13 protein-coding genes are annotated in these 13528 nt (G+C 66.6%); 1 reads left to right on the forward strand and 12 read right to left on the reverse strand.

The features are described from left to right. Nucleotides 1-100: 100 nt before the first annotated feature. From ACAV_RS19935 to gspE, 12 genes are read right to left on the reverse strand one after another with little or no spacing between them, the layout of a single operon-like run. A complete protein-coding gene (locus ACAV_RS19935) occupies nt 101-520 on the reverse strand; it encodes a hypothetical protein (protein ID WP_013596383.1) in 420 nt (139 codons plus the stop codon). A 24-nt stretch (nt 521-544) separates the two neighbouring features. Beyond that, entirely contained in the window at nt 545-3016 is a 2472-nt protein-coding gene (gene gspD / locus ACAV_RS19940; RefSeq protein ID WP_013596384.1) for a type II secretion system secretin GspD, read from the reverse strand. Nucleotides 3017-3060: 44 nt separating this feature from the next. Beyond that, complete coding sequence (locus ACAV_RS19945) at nt 3061-3666, reverse strand: type II secretion system protein N (RefSeq protein ID WP_013596385.1); 606 nt, start codon at nt 3664-3666, stop codon at nt 3061-3063. Continuing rightward, on the reverse strand, nt 3663-4193 hold the full coding sequence (gene gspM, locus ACAV_RS19950) for a type II secretion system protein GspM (protein ID WP_244875490.1): 531 nt from the start codon (nt 4191-4193) through the stop codon (nt 3663-3665). The genes ACAV_RS19945 and gspM overlap by 4 nt, the downstream gene beginning before the upstream one ends. Nucleotides 4194-4219: 26 nt before the next feature. Next, nucleotides 4220-5542, reverse strand: coding sequence for a PilN domain-containing protein (locus ACAV_RS19955; RefSeq protein ID WP_244875491.1), 1323 nt, complete (start codon nt 5540-5542; stop codon nt 4220-4222). A 6-nt stretch (nt 5543-5548) separates the two neighbouring features. Beyond that, nucleotides 5549-6364, reverse strand: a complete 816-nt coding sequence (locus tag ACAV_RS19960) for a general secretion pathway protein GspK (protein WP_049791151.1) — start codon at nt 6362-6364, stop codon at nt 5549-5551. A gap of 41 nt (nt 6365-6405) precedes the next feature. Further along, nucleotides 6406-7077: a prepilin-type N-terminal cleavage/methylation domain-containing protein gene (locus ACAV_RS19965; RefSeq protein ID WP_013596389.1), complete on the reverse strand. Its 672-nt coding sequence runs from the start codon at nt 7075-7077 to the stop codon at nt 6406-6408. Beyond that, nucleotides 7077-7484: a PulJ/GspJ family protein gene (locus tag ACAV_RS19970; protein WP_013596390.1), complete on the reverse strand. Its 408-nt coding sequence runs from the start codon at nt 7482-7484 to the stop codon at nt 7077-7079. Before ACAV_RS19970 ends, ACAV_RS19965 begins: the two co-directional genes overlap by 1 nt. Then, on the reverse strand, nt 7481-7927 hold the full coding sequence (locus tag ACAV_RS19975) for a type II secretion system protein (RefSeq protein ID WP_013596391.1): 447 nt from the start codon (nt 7925-7927) through the stop codon (nt 7481-7483). The genes ACAV_RS19970 and ACAV_RS19975 overlap by 4 nt, the downstream gene beginning before the upstream one ends. 26 nt (nt 7928-7953) lie before the next feature. After that, a complete protein-coding gene (gene gspG, locus ACAV_RS19980) occupies nt 7954-8409 on the reverse strand; it encodes a type II secretion system major pseudopilin GspG (RefSeq protein WP_013596392.1) in 456 nt (151 codons plus the stop codon). A 28-nt stretch (nt 8410-8437) separates the two neighbouring features. Next, on the reverse strand, nt 8438-9721 hold the full coding sequence (locus ACAV_RS19985; protein ID WP_013596393.1) for a type II secretion system F family protein: 1284 nt from the start codon (nt 9719-9721) through the stop codon (nt 8438-8440). After that, nucleotides 9714-11450: a type II secretion system ATPase GspE gene (gene gspE / locus ACAV_RS19990; RefSeq protein WP_013596394.1), complete on the reverse strand. Its 1737-nt coding sequence runs from the start codon at nt 11448-11450 to the stop codon at nt 9714-9716. The genes ACAV_RS19985 and gspE overlap by 8 nt, the downstream gene beginning before the upstream one ends. A gap of 156 nt (nt 11451-11606) precedes the next feature. Between gspE and ACAV_RS19995 the strand changes: the two genes are divergently transcribed. Continuing rightward, nucleotides 11607-13517, forward strand: coding sequence for a hypothetical protein (locus ACAV_RS19995; RefSeq protein ID WP_244875492.1), 1911 nt, complete (start codon nt 11607-11609; stop codon nt 13515-13517). Nucleotides 13518-13528: the final 11 nt, after the last annotated feature.

Raw genomic sequence — 13528 nt, forward strand, 5'->3', positions numbered from 1 at the left:
AATGCAACAACGCCCGGCGCATTCGCGACCGGGCGTTGTTGCCTGGATGCTCAGTCAACAGGCCGTCACCTCCATGGATGCCTCCAGGCCTGCAGACGTATCAGAGGTCCTGGAACCTCCACCATTGTCCATCCTCCTGCACCCAGGTTTCATCGAGATAGGTATCGATGCTGTTGAGCTTGACGCCGATGATCATCGGCTTGGCGGTGAGCTTGATCTTCGCGACGCACTTTTCCGGCTGGCACTCCACGTTCGTGACCTCGGCCGCAGTGACCGAGGCAGCATTGCCGAACTGCCGCGCGAACTGCTCCTTGGTGACGGCCGCCCTGTAGGAAGGAGGCGTCAGCGCATAGGTCTTCTCGTACTGCCCTGCCATGCGGGCCTTCCAATAGGCCTCAGCCCGCTCCTTCACCGCCTGCTCGGGGGTGGCAGGCGCCAGGGCCGCGCACCCCGCCAACGCCATCGCACCCGCGACCACGCATGCCGAACCCGACTTGAGAATGAGAGTTTTAAAGTTCATAGGAAAAAATGATAAGTGAATCCATCACTGCGGAGGCAATGGCTGGATCGTTGTAGACGTACCCGACGGCGCAGGGGTGCGTCCGTTCTCCTTCAACTCGATGATCTGCAACCCCTTCAGGCGGTCGCGCAGTTCATCGCTGACCTCGCGGATGTCGATGTCGGTCCGCACCACTTTGGGCGTGATCACCACCAGCAGTTCCGTACGAGTACCCGTCTTGCCGTTGTTGCTGAAAAGGCTTCCGACAACGGGAATGTCCTGAAGCAGTGGAATGCCGGATTTGGACGAATTGTTGGTATCGCGAATCAGGCCACCCAGCACGATGGCTTCACCCGAGCGCACGGCCACCTTGCTCGTGATCTGGCGCTGCTGGAACACAGGCTGCAGGGAAACGTTACCCGAATTGTCCGCCACGGCATCCGTCACGGCTTGGTCGATCTGCATGGTGACCAGGTTGCCGGCATTGACCGAAGGAGTCACCGCCAGGCTCACCCCGGTGTCCCGATACTGGATCGTGTCGGCCACGGAAGTGCCTCCACTGATAGCACTGGTCAGCGTTCCCGTCTTCACCGGCTGCTGGTTGCCTACGCTCATCATGGCCGTATGGTTGTCCAGCACCATCAACGACGGACTGGAGATCACTTTCAGCAGCCGCTTGGTAGCCAGTGCATTGAGCACCACCCGGACATTGCCCAGTGAATTGGACAGCGCGTACGAGAAACCGGAGGTGGTCGGCGTGGGTATGGAAGCACCGATGGACGAATTACTGCCAGGAGCGTTGGTCAGCAACTGGCCGGCCCCGTTGAGGTTCGAGGGTCCACTGTTGCTGAAGGCCCATTGCAAGCCATACTGGAGCGAGTCGTCCAGGGTGACTTCCACGATGGATGCCTCGATCAGCACCTGCGTCGGAGGCAGGTCGAGCCGCTTCAAAGTCGCCTCGATTTTCATGTAGTTGGACTTCGTTCCCCAGACCAGCACCGAATTGTTGAGCTCGTCGGCCATCAGGCGGACTCCGCCGAGGTTAGCGCTGACCGCGCCCTGCTGGGCGCCCGCCTGGTTCTGGTTGCCGCGGTTACCCTGGAACGACCCGAAGCCGCTACCGCTGCTGAAGCCACCACCGAAACCGCCGCTGCTGCCGAAGCCTCCGCTGCTGCCGAAGCCTCCGCCGAGGGACGAGTTGCCGAACCCTGACGAGCCGAAGCCATTGTTGAAGGACGAATTGCCAAAGCCCGAGGAGTTATACGAATTGGACGACATGCCCCCGAGACCGGGCGCCACCCCGCTGTTCGCGACGCTGCCTCCGGACTGGCCGCCGAAGATGCCGCTCAGCACGCCTGCCAGGTGCTTCGCGTTGCCGTTCTGCACGTGGTAGATGAACAGTTGCGGCTCCGCACCATTGTCGCTGGGCTGGTCGAGCTTCTCGATCCAGCGGCGGGCCTCTTCCAGGTAGGCTGCGCGGGGCGTGACCACGAGTATGCTGTTGATGCGCTCGATCGGCATGATGCGCAGCGCGCCGAACAATGGATTGCCCTCACCCAGCGTCACGGGAGCGGCATTGGCCTGGTTCGCACCAGCAGCGGCGGTTGCCGCCGCGGCAGCACCTGCGGGCGTGCCAGGAACAGCCCCGGGCGCGCTACCGCCGCCACTCACCACGCGCAGCGCGGCTTCGACCTCCTTCACCGAGGCGTACTTGAGCGGGAAGACACCGACGGACATGCCCTTGAGCAGGTCCACGTCGAAAGTATTCACCAGGTCCATCCAGGCCTCCGCCTGGGTGCGCGTTCCCGACATCACCAGCAGGTTGCGCAGGTTGTCCACCCGGATGATCGCGTCGGGCGTCACCATGGGCCGCAGGATGGCGGCCATCTCGGCCGCGCCGATGTACTGCAGCGGGATGACGACGGCCCCATTGCCGGGCGGCAGGGGCTCGCCGCTGCGGAACTGGCGCAGCGTTCCGCCGATGGCGCGCAGGGCATCCGGACGGCCGACGTGGTAGGTACCGCGGGCGTCCCGGATCATCGCCAGGCCGTTGGCCTGCAATGCGCTTTCCAGCAGGAACATGGCCTGGTCGGGAGGAATGGGATTGCGGGTGGACAGCGTGACCGTGCCGTTCAGCGGAGGGTGCAGGACGTAATTCGCCTTCGCGATGTCACCCAGCATCGTGCGGACCACCTCCGCCACCGGGGCTTCCTCGAAGCTGAAGGTCATGGGCGCCCCGGTCAAGGCAGGAACGGGCTTGGGATCGGCCAGCACCTTGTCGGTGCCCTTCATGATGCGGGGCTGGCTGCCCTGGTCCTCGCTTGTGGCAGAGGCACTGCCCGGCTTGCCGGAGGCCGCACCATCGGCGGAGACACTCGATCCGACAGTTGCAGGCACACCGGCCGGATCGGTCACGACGTTGGTGGCAGGCGCGCCACCGGGCACGGAGGTCTGTGCGGTCGCCAGCTGGCATACGGCCATGGCGATGGAGGTCAGAGCGTATCGATAAGAAATCATGACTTACGTACCCAGAAGATGGGAAAGCGCACCTGCGCTGGAATTCAGGGAGCCCGGGTGCCGCCCCAGACGGCGCGGCGGGGCGGATTGCCCGCGGAAGGAGGCGTCGCCGGCGGTTGGCCGGCGTTGGAGGCCGGGGAAGGAAGTGGCGCACCGGAATACACCGTCACGGCAGCCCTGGGCAACAGCAGCGTGCGCGTCTCGCCACCACGGCTGAAGGAAACCACACGATCTTGGATGGATTTCAGTACCCAGCCGTCGATGTTGTCGTTCATGCGCAGGCGCCGCTGCTTGCCCGCCACCAGGATGATGACGCCGCCCTCACCGCCTCCTGAATAAACGCCCGACAGGCGAGCCGAGGAAAGGTTGTCTTGGGGAGGCTCGCTGGCCGACGGAGGAGGAGGCGGTGGCGGCGGACGACGGGTGGCCGAAAAGAGCGGCCTTTCCAGCATGGCAATGAAGGCGCGGGTATCGGCCGTGCCGACGGCAGGCAGCACGGGCAGCAGGCCTGCGACGTCCGACTTGCGCGGTTCCGGGGGCTGCCAGCGGACATTGCGCAATGTTCCGTCCGGAGAGATCCACATCCACAGGAGCACCAGCGCCAGGATGGCATTCACGCAGAGCAGCAGGTGCAGGGAGTAGCGCTTCATGACCGCTCCCTCAGTACGCTCAGGCCGAACGCAACGGACAACCGCGGCGCGTTCTTCGGATCCACGTTGCCGAATCCCGCATTCACCTGGATTTCGAGGTCGTCGATGAGAACCAGGGGCAACTGGCTGTTGAGCACCGCCAGTGCACTCTGGACGGAAAGCAGGTCTCCCTCGGCTCGCACGTTCAGAGGAATGCGATCGAAGCCCTTGTCCTCCTTCGCCGGAAGGACCTGGCTGCTGCTCACCTGGAGCCCTGCAGCACCGAAGATGTCCCGTACCTTCTGCTGGGCTGCATTGCCGGTCAGGCTCGCGTCCTGGCCGGCGGGATAGATGTATTGCGCACGCGCCTCGCCCGCCTTCTCGAGGGCGGCGGCAATTTCAGCCTTCTGGGCCTCCAGGCCCAGCAGGCGTGCATGGCGGGGCTCCAGCGCATCCAGCCGCTCTTGCGCATCCATGTGGCGCTGTGCAACGTACCAGCCGATCAATACCAGGGGTACGAGGGCAAGCAGCAGGGTGGCGGCCAGCATCAGCCGCTCTCGGGAAGGCATGCGTTTCATGGTTTGTTGCGCGTCGCTGCAGCGGTAGGAGAAGAGGCGCCCGGCGCAGGCGCCGCTGCCGGCCGGGGCACGGTACCGCCGAAGGTCGCCACGCCGCCAAAGCTGGCCTGGGGCGCCGACGCACCCACTGGCGGAGCTGCCGCCGCCGGCGCGGTGCCGGAGACACTGGCAGCCGGGGTGGCCTGCAAAGGCATGGAAGCGGCAGAACCCGGAGCGGACGCGGGCACTGCTGCAGGCAGGAGGGCCGCGGAGGAAGACGCGGCGGCTCTGGCGGGCGTGCTGGTCGGCGCACCGAACACTTGCGGATCGAGCATGAATTCGATCGCGAAGGACTCCTTGCCCGAGTTGCCCATCCGGGTCGCCGCGGAGGGCGCCCGGACTTCCTTGAAACCTGCCTCATTGCCCAGGATCTGCATGAGGGCAGACGCATTGGCCGTCATGCCGACGATCGTGACTTTGGCACCCTGCAGCCGGAAGCTCTGGAGAGCGGTATCGTCCGGCAAAAGCTGGGTCAACCGGTCGAGCACCTTCAAGGGTTCGATCCGGCTGGAAACCAGTTCGGACAACTGGTTCAGCTTCTCGGCGGACTGCATGAGCGCTTCACGCTGCTGAACGACGGGAGCCACCCGCTGCGCGACTTCGCCATACGACTGGGCAGCTTCGAGTGCACGCTCCCTCAACTGGAGGCTGGGCGTGACGGCGATGAGCAGCAGCAGCAATCCGATCGTGCCCAGCAGTGCAAGACCGGTTCGCCGCCAACGCATTGCATGGGCCTTGCGCAACCCCTCGCCATAGCCCTCCAGCACGATGGGCTCTCCATCCGCGGCACGCACCCAAACCTCCGGCTCCGCGCCGGCCAGCACATCGGTCCGGTCCGCCATGTACTGCGCAATCTGCCTGCGAGACACGAGCACCAGGTCCACACGCACGTTCCCGGCAGGTAGCCAGTGGGCGCAGTGGCCCCAGGCCAGATCGCCTGCAGGGAACGGGCTGATGGAGCGGGCTTCCAGCGAAGATGCATGGGCCACGTCGGTGGCCGTCATCGGGGGCAGGGCCAGCGAGCGGCGCAGCACCAGATCCTCAGGCAACTCCAGTGCAGTAAAGGGCGGCTTGGCAGTACCCGTGCGATCGCTGGAGCGCCCCTGCCCCGTCCAGACGGACTGCCGGCCATCGGGATGGATGACACGCACCGGCGCCTCGGGAGTGAGCCATGCGAAAACAGGCCAGTCGTGCATGTGCGACCAGGGCTGGCGGATGTCACGCCACAGCACGCGCAGATCGACTCCCAGAAAACGGGCTTCAGAAGAAAAAGAGGGCATCGCTTTTCAGGGATTGCGGACTACCGGCTCCACGCTGGAGCCGGTGCGGAAGGAATACCACGGAGCTCCATCACGGGCGCGTGCGGTCAGATCGACGCTGCGCGACACGCGCAGCCATGTGCCGTCCGGCATGGGAACCCGGGCCTCCATGCGGATTCGCCGGACCGAGGAACTATCGAGGAAAGCGCTGTCGAGCGCACTCGTGTCCACCCCCGGCTCACCCGCGTCGCGCTTGGCGGCGATGGTACTGGCTGCGGCTGCGTTTCCGCCGGCCAGCACCGTCAGGACTTCGACGGGAGCAGCCAAGGGGTTCACCAGCCCACGGCCTCGCAGGTCAGCAGTGACGAGGGGAAAAAGTCTAGCATAGAGGCCATAGTCGATCCCGGGGACCTTGAGCAGGTCTTCCTCGGCCTCGAAGCGCTCCTGCAGCCCTGATGGGGCGCGCTGCTCGCGGACTTGCACGGTGGCCTGCGCCAGTGCATCCGCCTGCCCGGCAGGCACCCCACCCGCGATGGCATACATCCTGGCCAGCAGAGGCACCGGAGCACCGTTGATGTCGATGAGCCCGTTCAGCGGCATGGCCCGCACCTGCATCGCGACGCCTCCGTACCGGATTTCCGACTGCAGCATGCGATTGATGGGCGCGTTGTTGGCGACGATGGCCTGCAGGGCCAGCTGGATGGCCGCATCGCCCAGGGCCTGTGCCTGGACGTTCTGCCGGGCCAGCGCCATCATGCGGGCCTCTTCGCGAATGGTCCGCGTAACTCCGGTAACAATGATGCTGAGGGACGCGACGATCCACAGCACCGCGATCAGGGCCATGCCGCCGGAAGGTCGCCGGGAACGGTAGCGGAGCGCACGGTTCACCGGCTGCCTCCGAACACCGCGCCACCAATGGAAGGGTCGCTGCCGGGCAGCGTCCGCATGGGTACCACGATCTCAGGCCACGCATCGGTGGCGGTGCGGATCAGCACCGACACACGCTGGGGAAGGCGGTCGGCGATCGTCCAGGGAGCGCCCCACTGTGGCGGCTCCGGCGACGCATCCTCGTAGCGGAGTTCGAATCCGGAGATGGCAGGCACCAGCACATAGCTCTCGGCCCGCCCCCAATCGGGCAAGACGGGCGAATCCACGAAGGGAAGGTATCGGAGCACCAGCGACTGGCCGGCAGGTCCATCCTCCAGCCCCAAACGCAAGAAGAAACGCCCTCCCACGCCATAGCGGGCGGGCATGACACCGACCCATGCCATTTCCTGCGGCCCGCCGAAGAAATAGTACGGGCTTTCATTGAGGTTGGTGATCCCCGGACGCTTGCGCAGGGATACCCGCCCGAGCACCGAGCGCAGGAAACCATCGGTGGTCCGCAGGTCGTCCACCTTGCGCAGGCGGGCGTCCACGCGCTCTTCCGTCTGCGCCGTGGTGCGCAGGGCGGAGGCCATGGCCAGCATGACCAGCGACAGCAGGGAGATGACGACGAGCAGTTCCACGAGAGTGAACCCCCGGCCCCGCTCGCGGCGTCGGCAGATCCGTTCCATCAGCCGCGCCCCGGTTCGGGCAGCCTGCGTTGCGGGCGCAGGGTGCTGAGTTCAAACGTACGGGTGCGGGTACCGTCCGACCAGGAGATGAGGATACTCACCTCGTGCAAAGGAGGGATGTTCGGCCCCTTGACGTCGGTGGGATAGGGTGCGCTGGCGATGCGCCACTGGTATCCGGCCGATTCGCCGGACTGGTTCCAGCCCTGCTCCGGCACGGCATCGCGCAGGGCCAGGAGCGACTGGGCCAGGACCACGGCACGCTGGTAGCGGTCCACGTCCGCGACGCTGCGGGCCGAGCCGCCCATGGCGCGATAGAGCATGCCCATGGCAAGCGCCATGATGGCGAACGCCACCAGCAACTCCAGCAGGGTGAGACCCTGCTGGCCACGGCGCCTGGGCCCGGTCATCGGGTCAGCGCCTCTTGCGTCACCCGGCCGGAAAGCCAGTCCACCCGCAGGCGCGTGCCCACACCGGGCGCCCGGAGGATCTCGATGCTGCCGCCCGTGGCACCTCCGCTGGGTAGGAAGCGGATGGATGCCCGGTTTTGCGGATCCAGCTCGGAGTTGGCCACGATGGCACGCAGCTGCAGCGGCTCGGGCAAGGGCCTCATGGCGGCGCCCACTCCGTAGAGGCGGTTGCGGAGATCGACCGAAAAGCGCACCTCGCGGCCTTCGGCCATCGCCTGGAAGCGGGCGGAACGCATCTGGCTGGACATGGTGCGGACCGCGTCGCGGTAGGACGAAGCTTCGCGCAGGCGTTCGAAGGCGAACGGCGTGAGGCCCACCACGAGCGCCATGATGGCGAACACGACCAGCAACTCAACCAGCGTGAAGCCGCGCTCGCGCCGCATGGCCAAACGGCAGGAAGCCGGAAACGTCAGGGCTTGTTGCGGATGTCGGCCGCTTCGCCTTCTCCGCCCGGCGCGCCGTCCGCGCCCAGCGAGAGGATCTCGATGCCGCCGTTGGGACCGGGACTGGCGTAGCGGTACGGGTGGCCCCACGGGTCCGTGGGTACGCCGCCCTTGAGGTAGGGACCAGCCCAACCGTTCACGGAGCCAGGGCGCGTGACCAGGGCATTCAGGCCTTCTTCCGTGGTGGGATAGCGGCCGACGTCGAGCTTGAAGAGTTCCAGCGACTTGTCCAGGTCGGCGATCTGCACGGCGGCCGTCTTGGCCTTGGCGCCTCCGAGCTGGCCCAGCACGCGCGGGCCAACCAGGCCGGCGAGCAGCGTCAGGATGGCCAGCACGACCAGCAGTTCGATCAGGGTGAAGCCGCGGGATGATTTGCGTTGCATGGGCGAGCCACAGGAGCGGCGGTCAAGGATGTGCGCCATGGAAGAGGACTCCTTGGACAAACGAAAATTATACGGCGAGGTCATTGATGGACAGGATCCCGAGAAGGATGGACACGATGATGGCGGCGATCAGCACGCCGAGCACCAGGATGAGCACGGGCTCGACCAGGGTGAGAAGGCGTTTGATACCGGTTTCGACCTCGCGGTTCAATATGTTGGACAGCTCGAGCATCATCTGGCCGACGCGTCCCGTCTCCTCACCCACCCGTATCAGGTTGATCGCGATGGGCTCGAAGATGCCGGTGGCGGTGATGGCCTGCACCACCTTGCCTCCCTCCTTCACGATGGGCGCCACCTTCGAGAGCGCCTGCTGGAGCACGGCGTTGTTCACCGTCTCGGTGGCGATGTGCAGGGCCGTGAGCATCGGCACACCGTTGCCGAGCAGCGTGCCCAGGGAACGGGAGAACAGCGTCAGCTGGTACTTCAGGGCCAGCGGCCCCATGAGGGGCATCTTCAGCAGGCGAGACTGCCACCACATCCGGCCGGCTGGAGAAGTGACCCAGCGGCGCACGAGCAGTCCGAGCCCCAGCACCGCGATGCCGATCAGGAGACCGTAGCGGGTGAATGCATGGCCCAGGGCCATCACCAGCTGGGTTGGCAAGGGAAGAGCGTCGCCCATGTCGGTGAAAAGCTTCTCGAACTGCGGCACGACGAAGCCCAGCATGGCGATCAGCGACAGCACGGCCACGCCCAACAGGATGGCCGGATAGATGGTGGCCGAGATGACGCTGTCCCGCAGGGCGCGCTGGCGCTCCATGTGGGCGACGAGTCGTTCGAGCACGGCGGACATCTGGCCGCTCGCTTCGCCCGAGCGGATCATGTTGATGTAGAAGTCGCCGAACAGGTCCCGGTGCTGCGAAAGTGCGCGGCTGAGGGGCGTGCCGCCCTTGACCGCATCGAGCACGCCCTGCAGCAGGACGGCCATGCTGGGCTTGTGGCTCATGTCGATGAGCACGCGCAGCGCGTTGTCGAGCGCCAGGCCGGCGCGCAGCATGATGGAGAGTTCCGACGTGAGCGCGAGCACGTCCGCCTGCTTGACGGGGCCCTTGCTGCCGCGCCCGCGGGGCGCAGGGACCACGCCCGCGGCAGCAGCGGTTGCGGCGACGCCTTTGACCGCGCCGCGCGTGGAGGCCGCAGCGACCGGAGGCGCCCCGGCGGCATCGCTGATGCCCAGAGGCGTGAGACCCTGCTCGCGCAATTGCTTGAGAACCTGCGCCTCGCTCGGCGCGGTCTGCCGGCCCTCGACGACCTTGCCGGATGCGGCGACGGCGCGCCAGGCGTAATCAGGCATCGCCCTGGTCCTGCGTCACGCGGCTCAGCTCGTCCAGCGAGGTCACGCCGGCAGCGACCTTGCGCAGGCCGTCCTCGTAGAGGTTGAGCATGCCGCCCTGCGCCGCAAGCGCGTTGAGGGCATTGGCATCCTTGCCGTCGATGATCGCGCGGCGCATGGGCTCGTCGAGCACGAAGAGTTCGTGGATGCCCGTACGCCCGCGGTAGCCCGAGCCGCGGCAGTGCTCGCAGCCGACGGCGCGGTAGATCGCCTGGCCGAAGCTGCTGAACCGCCCCAGGCCGGTGCTGCGCCGCACCTCGTCGCCGGGCTCATAGGGCTCCTTGCAGTGGCTGCAGAGCGAGCGCACCAGCCGCTGGGCCAGCACGCCGTTGACGGAGGAGGTGATCAGGTACCCCTCCACGCCCATGTCCTTCATCCGGATGACCGCGCCCGCTGCCGTGTTCGTGTGCAGGGTGGAGAGCACCAGGTGGCCCGTGAGAGCGGACTGCACGGCGATCTGCGCGGTTTCGCCGTCCCGCATTTCGCCGATCATGATGATGTCAGGATCCTGGCGCAGGATGGAGCGCAGCGCGTTGGCGAAGGTCAGGTTGATCTGCGGATGGACCTGGATCTGGTTGATGCCTTCCAGCTGGTATTCCACCGGGTCTTCCACGGTGATGATCTTGTTGGATTCCGCGTCGATCTTGGACAGGGCCGCATACAGCGTGGTGGTCTTGCCGGAGCCCGTGGGCCCGGTGACCAGCAGGATGCCGTGCGGCTTGGCCAGCAGCATGTTGAAGCGCTCTAGCGTGTCCTTCTCGAAACCCATGGTCTCCAGTTGCAGGCGCACGCTTGCACGGTCCAGCACCCGCATGACCACGCTTTCCCCGTGCACGGTGGGCACGGTGGAAACGCGCAGGTCGAGCTCGCGGCCCTTGACGCGCGTCTTGATGCGCCCGTCCTGGGGCAGGCGCCGCTCGGCGATGTCGAGATGGGCCAGCAGCTTGACGCGCGAGCTGACCGCGGCGCTCAGGCGCGGGGGCACCAGTTCGCCGAGCTGGATGACGCCATCCACCCGGTAGCGCACGTGCAGGCCGTCGTCGAAGGGCTCCAGGTGGATGTCCGAAGCGCGCAGGTCGATGACGCGGCCGATGATGGCATTGACCAGGCGGATGACGGGAGCCTCGCTGGCGAGATCCTTGAGGTGCTCGACGAAATCGCCGCCATCGGCACCATCGCCGAACCCGTCGTCGCCCGCCTCTTCGTCCGCCTGCTCCACCGGTTCGGCCAGCGCCTTCTCGATATCGCTTTCGAGCGCCAGGCGCGGCACCACGGCCAGGCCGGTCGCCAGGTGCAGCGCCTTCACGACGAAGGCATCCTGCGGCACGGCCATGGCCACGTGCAGGCGACCGTCTTCGACCGACAGCGGGTACACGCTGTTCGCGTGCAGGAATTCCGGCAGCAGGCCTTCCACTTCCGGCATCATGGACGGGAAGTCGTTGGCGGCGATGAGTGGAATGTCCAGCTGGCGCGACAGCGCCTGGATCACATCGATTTCGGACACCAGGCCGAGCCGCACGAGTACGCGGCCCAGCAGCCCGCCCATTTCCTGCTGCGCCGAAAGGGCGCGTTCGAGATCCCGCGCACTCAGCTTGCCCGACTGCACCAGCAACTCGCCCAGCAGGGGGCGCTGCACGGCGATGGCATCGACGGTCGGCTCTGTACGGTCGGGAAGGATGGTGGTGGTCATGAACGTGAGGAAGACGCCCTCGATGCGGGGCAGATCCCGGCAAGGCAGGGCAACCGGGATCGAAGCCCTCAAGTGTAGCCGGCCGGGTCGGGCATGCCGCGCGCCTCCTGCCGCGGTGGCTTACAGTCGCAGGCCACGCGCCCACACCCTGAACGCATGCAGCCCCAGCACCCGCCCCGACCGTCCCGATCGATCCTGCCGCGCGCCGCGATGGCCGCATCCGCCGCCGCCGTGCTCCTGGCCGGGGCAGCGGGGGTCCGCCTCCTGCACCGCATGCAACCCGAGGCGCCATCGCCGCATGCGGCGCGCATGCTGCTGGCGCCGATGATCGGAGTGCTGGAGCCATGCATCTGGGGCTCCCCGCCCCTGTCCGGCCGGTTCGCCGAGATGCAGGACCAGTGTCGCAGCGCGGAGGGCTCGGCGGCTGCGCTGGTGGAATCCACTTTGCGGACATTGCAACCCGCGCCGCAAGCGGCCGGCCCCGTGGACCTGGGCTATACGCTGCCGGTACCCCTGCTCAAGCTGTTCCAGCCAGCGCAGGGTGGTGGCTGGCAGATCGACCAGGCGATCGTGGACCGCCTGGTGCGGACCCTCCGGGACACCCCCCGTCCGGCCATCCTGTATCTGTTCTCGACGCACTTCTCTTCCGAGGCCCCCATCGAGCCGGTCCTGGCGGCCGATCCTTCGAACATGGGGCAGACGCGCGACGGCCCGCTGGGCATGGACGACTACTACGATTCGAAGGTCTTCAACTGGTCCTTCGCGACCACGCGCAATGCGCTGACCGAGCGCAGGGTCGAGGCGGTCCGGGCCGTGGTGGATGCGGCGTGCCGGCTTCCCGAGAAAGACCGCGCGAAAATCCGCGGCATCACGCTCCTGGGCGAGCTGCACCATTTGTTTCCGAATTTTCAGGCCGGGATGGGATTCGGCGGCAGCTACCGGATCACCGATTACAGCCCGGCTTCCGTCGAGGGCTTCCGCCGCTACCTGCGCGCCGAATTCAGGAGCATCGCGCAATTCAACCGGGTGGTCGGCGCCGACTACGCCTCGTTCGACGAGGTGGTTCCCCCGTCGCGCGACATCCGGTCGGAGCCCCTGCGCCGCTTCACGGAACACATCGACGGATTCGCCCAGGGCACGCTGCCGGTGGCCGGCTGGGCGTATGTGCCTGGCAGCACGCCGGAGCATCCCGCCCGCATACATGTGTACCGCAATGGAGAACTGGTGGGGCAGACCACCGTGCATTGGGGACGGCAGGACGTGCTCGCGGCCAAGCCGGAATTCGGCGACGCGAACACCGGCTGGCGCCTGGACCTGGACTTCCGGCGGATCCCGCCCGGCATGCACCGACTGGACATATTCCTGGAAGCCCGCCCTGGCCAGCTGACGCACCTGGGAACGCGCGAGATCGCCATCATGGACCGCTCGCAGTCCACGCCGAAGCCGATGCCGCAGCACGCCCTGCCGCCCGCGGTCCCGCCGCCGGACGCACGGGTGCAGGCAAGCATCGACTTCCCCGCGCAGGCATCGTCGTACTACTACAACCCGCTGGTCCCGCTCTGGCATGCATTCCGCGCCCGCCAGGTCGTGGACTACCTGCGCTACTTCGACGGAATCGTGAAGCAGTCATGCCTGTCGGACGTGCCGCGCTATACCCACCAGATCATCCCGTTCACCAATCCCGGCTGGGATGCCAACAAGTTCGCGATCCAGGACTCGCTGCATCCTGCGCGGACCGGCATCCGCCTGGGGGTGAGCCTGTACGGGGAGCCGACGTACGGCCGGCCGTATTTCGACTGGCTCGCCGCCAGCGGCACGGCCCATTACGGCGTCACCGAATTCCATCCGCTCAAGGCCATGGATGCCACGGAGATGCGGCGCGTCCTGCAGGCCCATGCGGCCCACGGGGCGGAGTTCCTGTCCTTCTTCCTGGAGCCGCGCTGGAATGGCGAACTGGTGCCGCGCGGGCACAACATCTTTTCCTTCGACCCGGACAACAAGCAGTTCGCCTCGGACCGGCTTTACGAGGCCGTGCGCGGGGCCCTCGCTCCCACGGCCCGACCGTGAGCGGGCGGGCA

This window comes from Paracidovorax avenae ATCC 19860, from assembly GCF_000176855.2.
Classification (GTDB): Bacteria; Pseudomonadota; Gammaproteobacteria; order Burkholderiales; family Burkholderiaceae_C; genus Paracidovorax; species Paracidovorax avenae.

What these genes read in the sequence shown, in the direction of transcription:
- gspD (WP_013596384.1), bottom strand. Translation starts at nt 3,016, where the DNA reads ATGATTTCTTATCGATACGCTCTGACCTCCATCGCCATGGCCGTATGC.
- ACAV_RS19975 (WP_013596391.1), bottom strand. Translation starts at nt 7,927, where the DNA reads ATGCGGCGCGAGCGCGGCTTCACGCTGGTTGAGTTGCTGGTCGTGTTC.
- gspM (WP_244875490.1), bottom strand. Translation starts at nt 4,193, where the DNA reads ATGCTGGCCGCCACCCTGCTGCTTGCCCTCGTACCCCTGGTATTGATC.
- ACAV_RS19970 (WP_013596390.1), bottom strand. Translation starts at nt 7,484, where the DNA reads ATGACCGGGCCCAGGCGCCGTGGCCAGCAGGGTCTCACCCTGCTGGAG.
- ACAV_RS19995 (WP_244875492.1), top strand. Translation starts at nt 11,607, where the DNA reads ATGCAGCCCCAGCACCCGCCCCGACCGTCCCGATCGATCCTGCCGCGC.
- ACAV_RS19945 (WP_013596385.1), bottom strand. Translation starts at nt 3,666, where the DNA reads ATGAAGCGCTACTCCCTGCACCTGCTGCTCTGCGTGAATGCCATCCTG.
- gspG (WP_013596392.1), bottom strand. Translation starts at nt 8,409, where the DNA reads ATGGCGCACATCCTTGACCGCCGCTCCTGTGGCTCGCCCATGCAACGC.
- ACAV_RS19985 (WP_013596393.1), bottom strand. Translation starts at nt 9,721, where the DNA reads ATGCCTGATTACGCCTGGCGCGCCGTCGCCGCATCCGGCAAGGTCGTC.
- ACAV_RS19935 (WP_013596383.1), bottom strand. Translation starts at nt 520, where the DNA reads ATGAACTTTAAAACTCTCATTCTCAAGTCGGGTTCGGCATGCGTGGTC.
- ACAV_RS19965 (WP_013596389.1), bottom strand. Translation starts at nt 7,077, where the DNA reads ATGGAACGGATCTGCCGACGCCGCGAGCGGGGCCGGGGGTTCACTCTC.
- ACAV_RS19955 (WP_244875491.1), bottom strand. Translation starts at nt 5,542, where the DNA reads ATGCCCTCTTTTTCTTCTGAAGCCCGTTTTCTGGGAGTCGATCTGCGC.
- gspE (WP_013596394.1), bottom strand. Translation starts at nt 11,450, where the DNA reads ATGACCACCACCATCCTTCCCGACCGTACAGAGCCGACCGTCGATGCC.
- ACAV_RS19960 (WP_049791151.1), bottom strand. Translation starts at nt 6,364, where the DNA reads ATGGCCCTGATCGCGGTGCTGTGGATCGTCGCGTCCCTCAGCATCATT.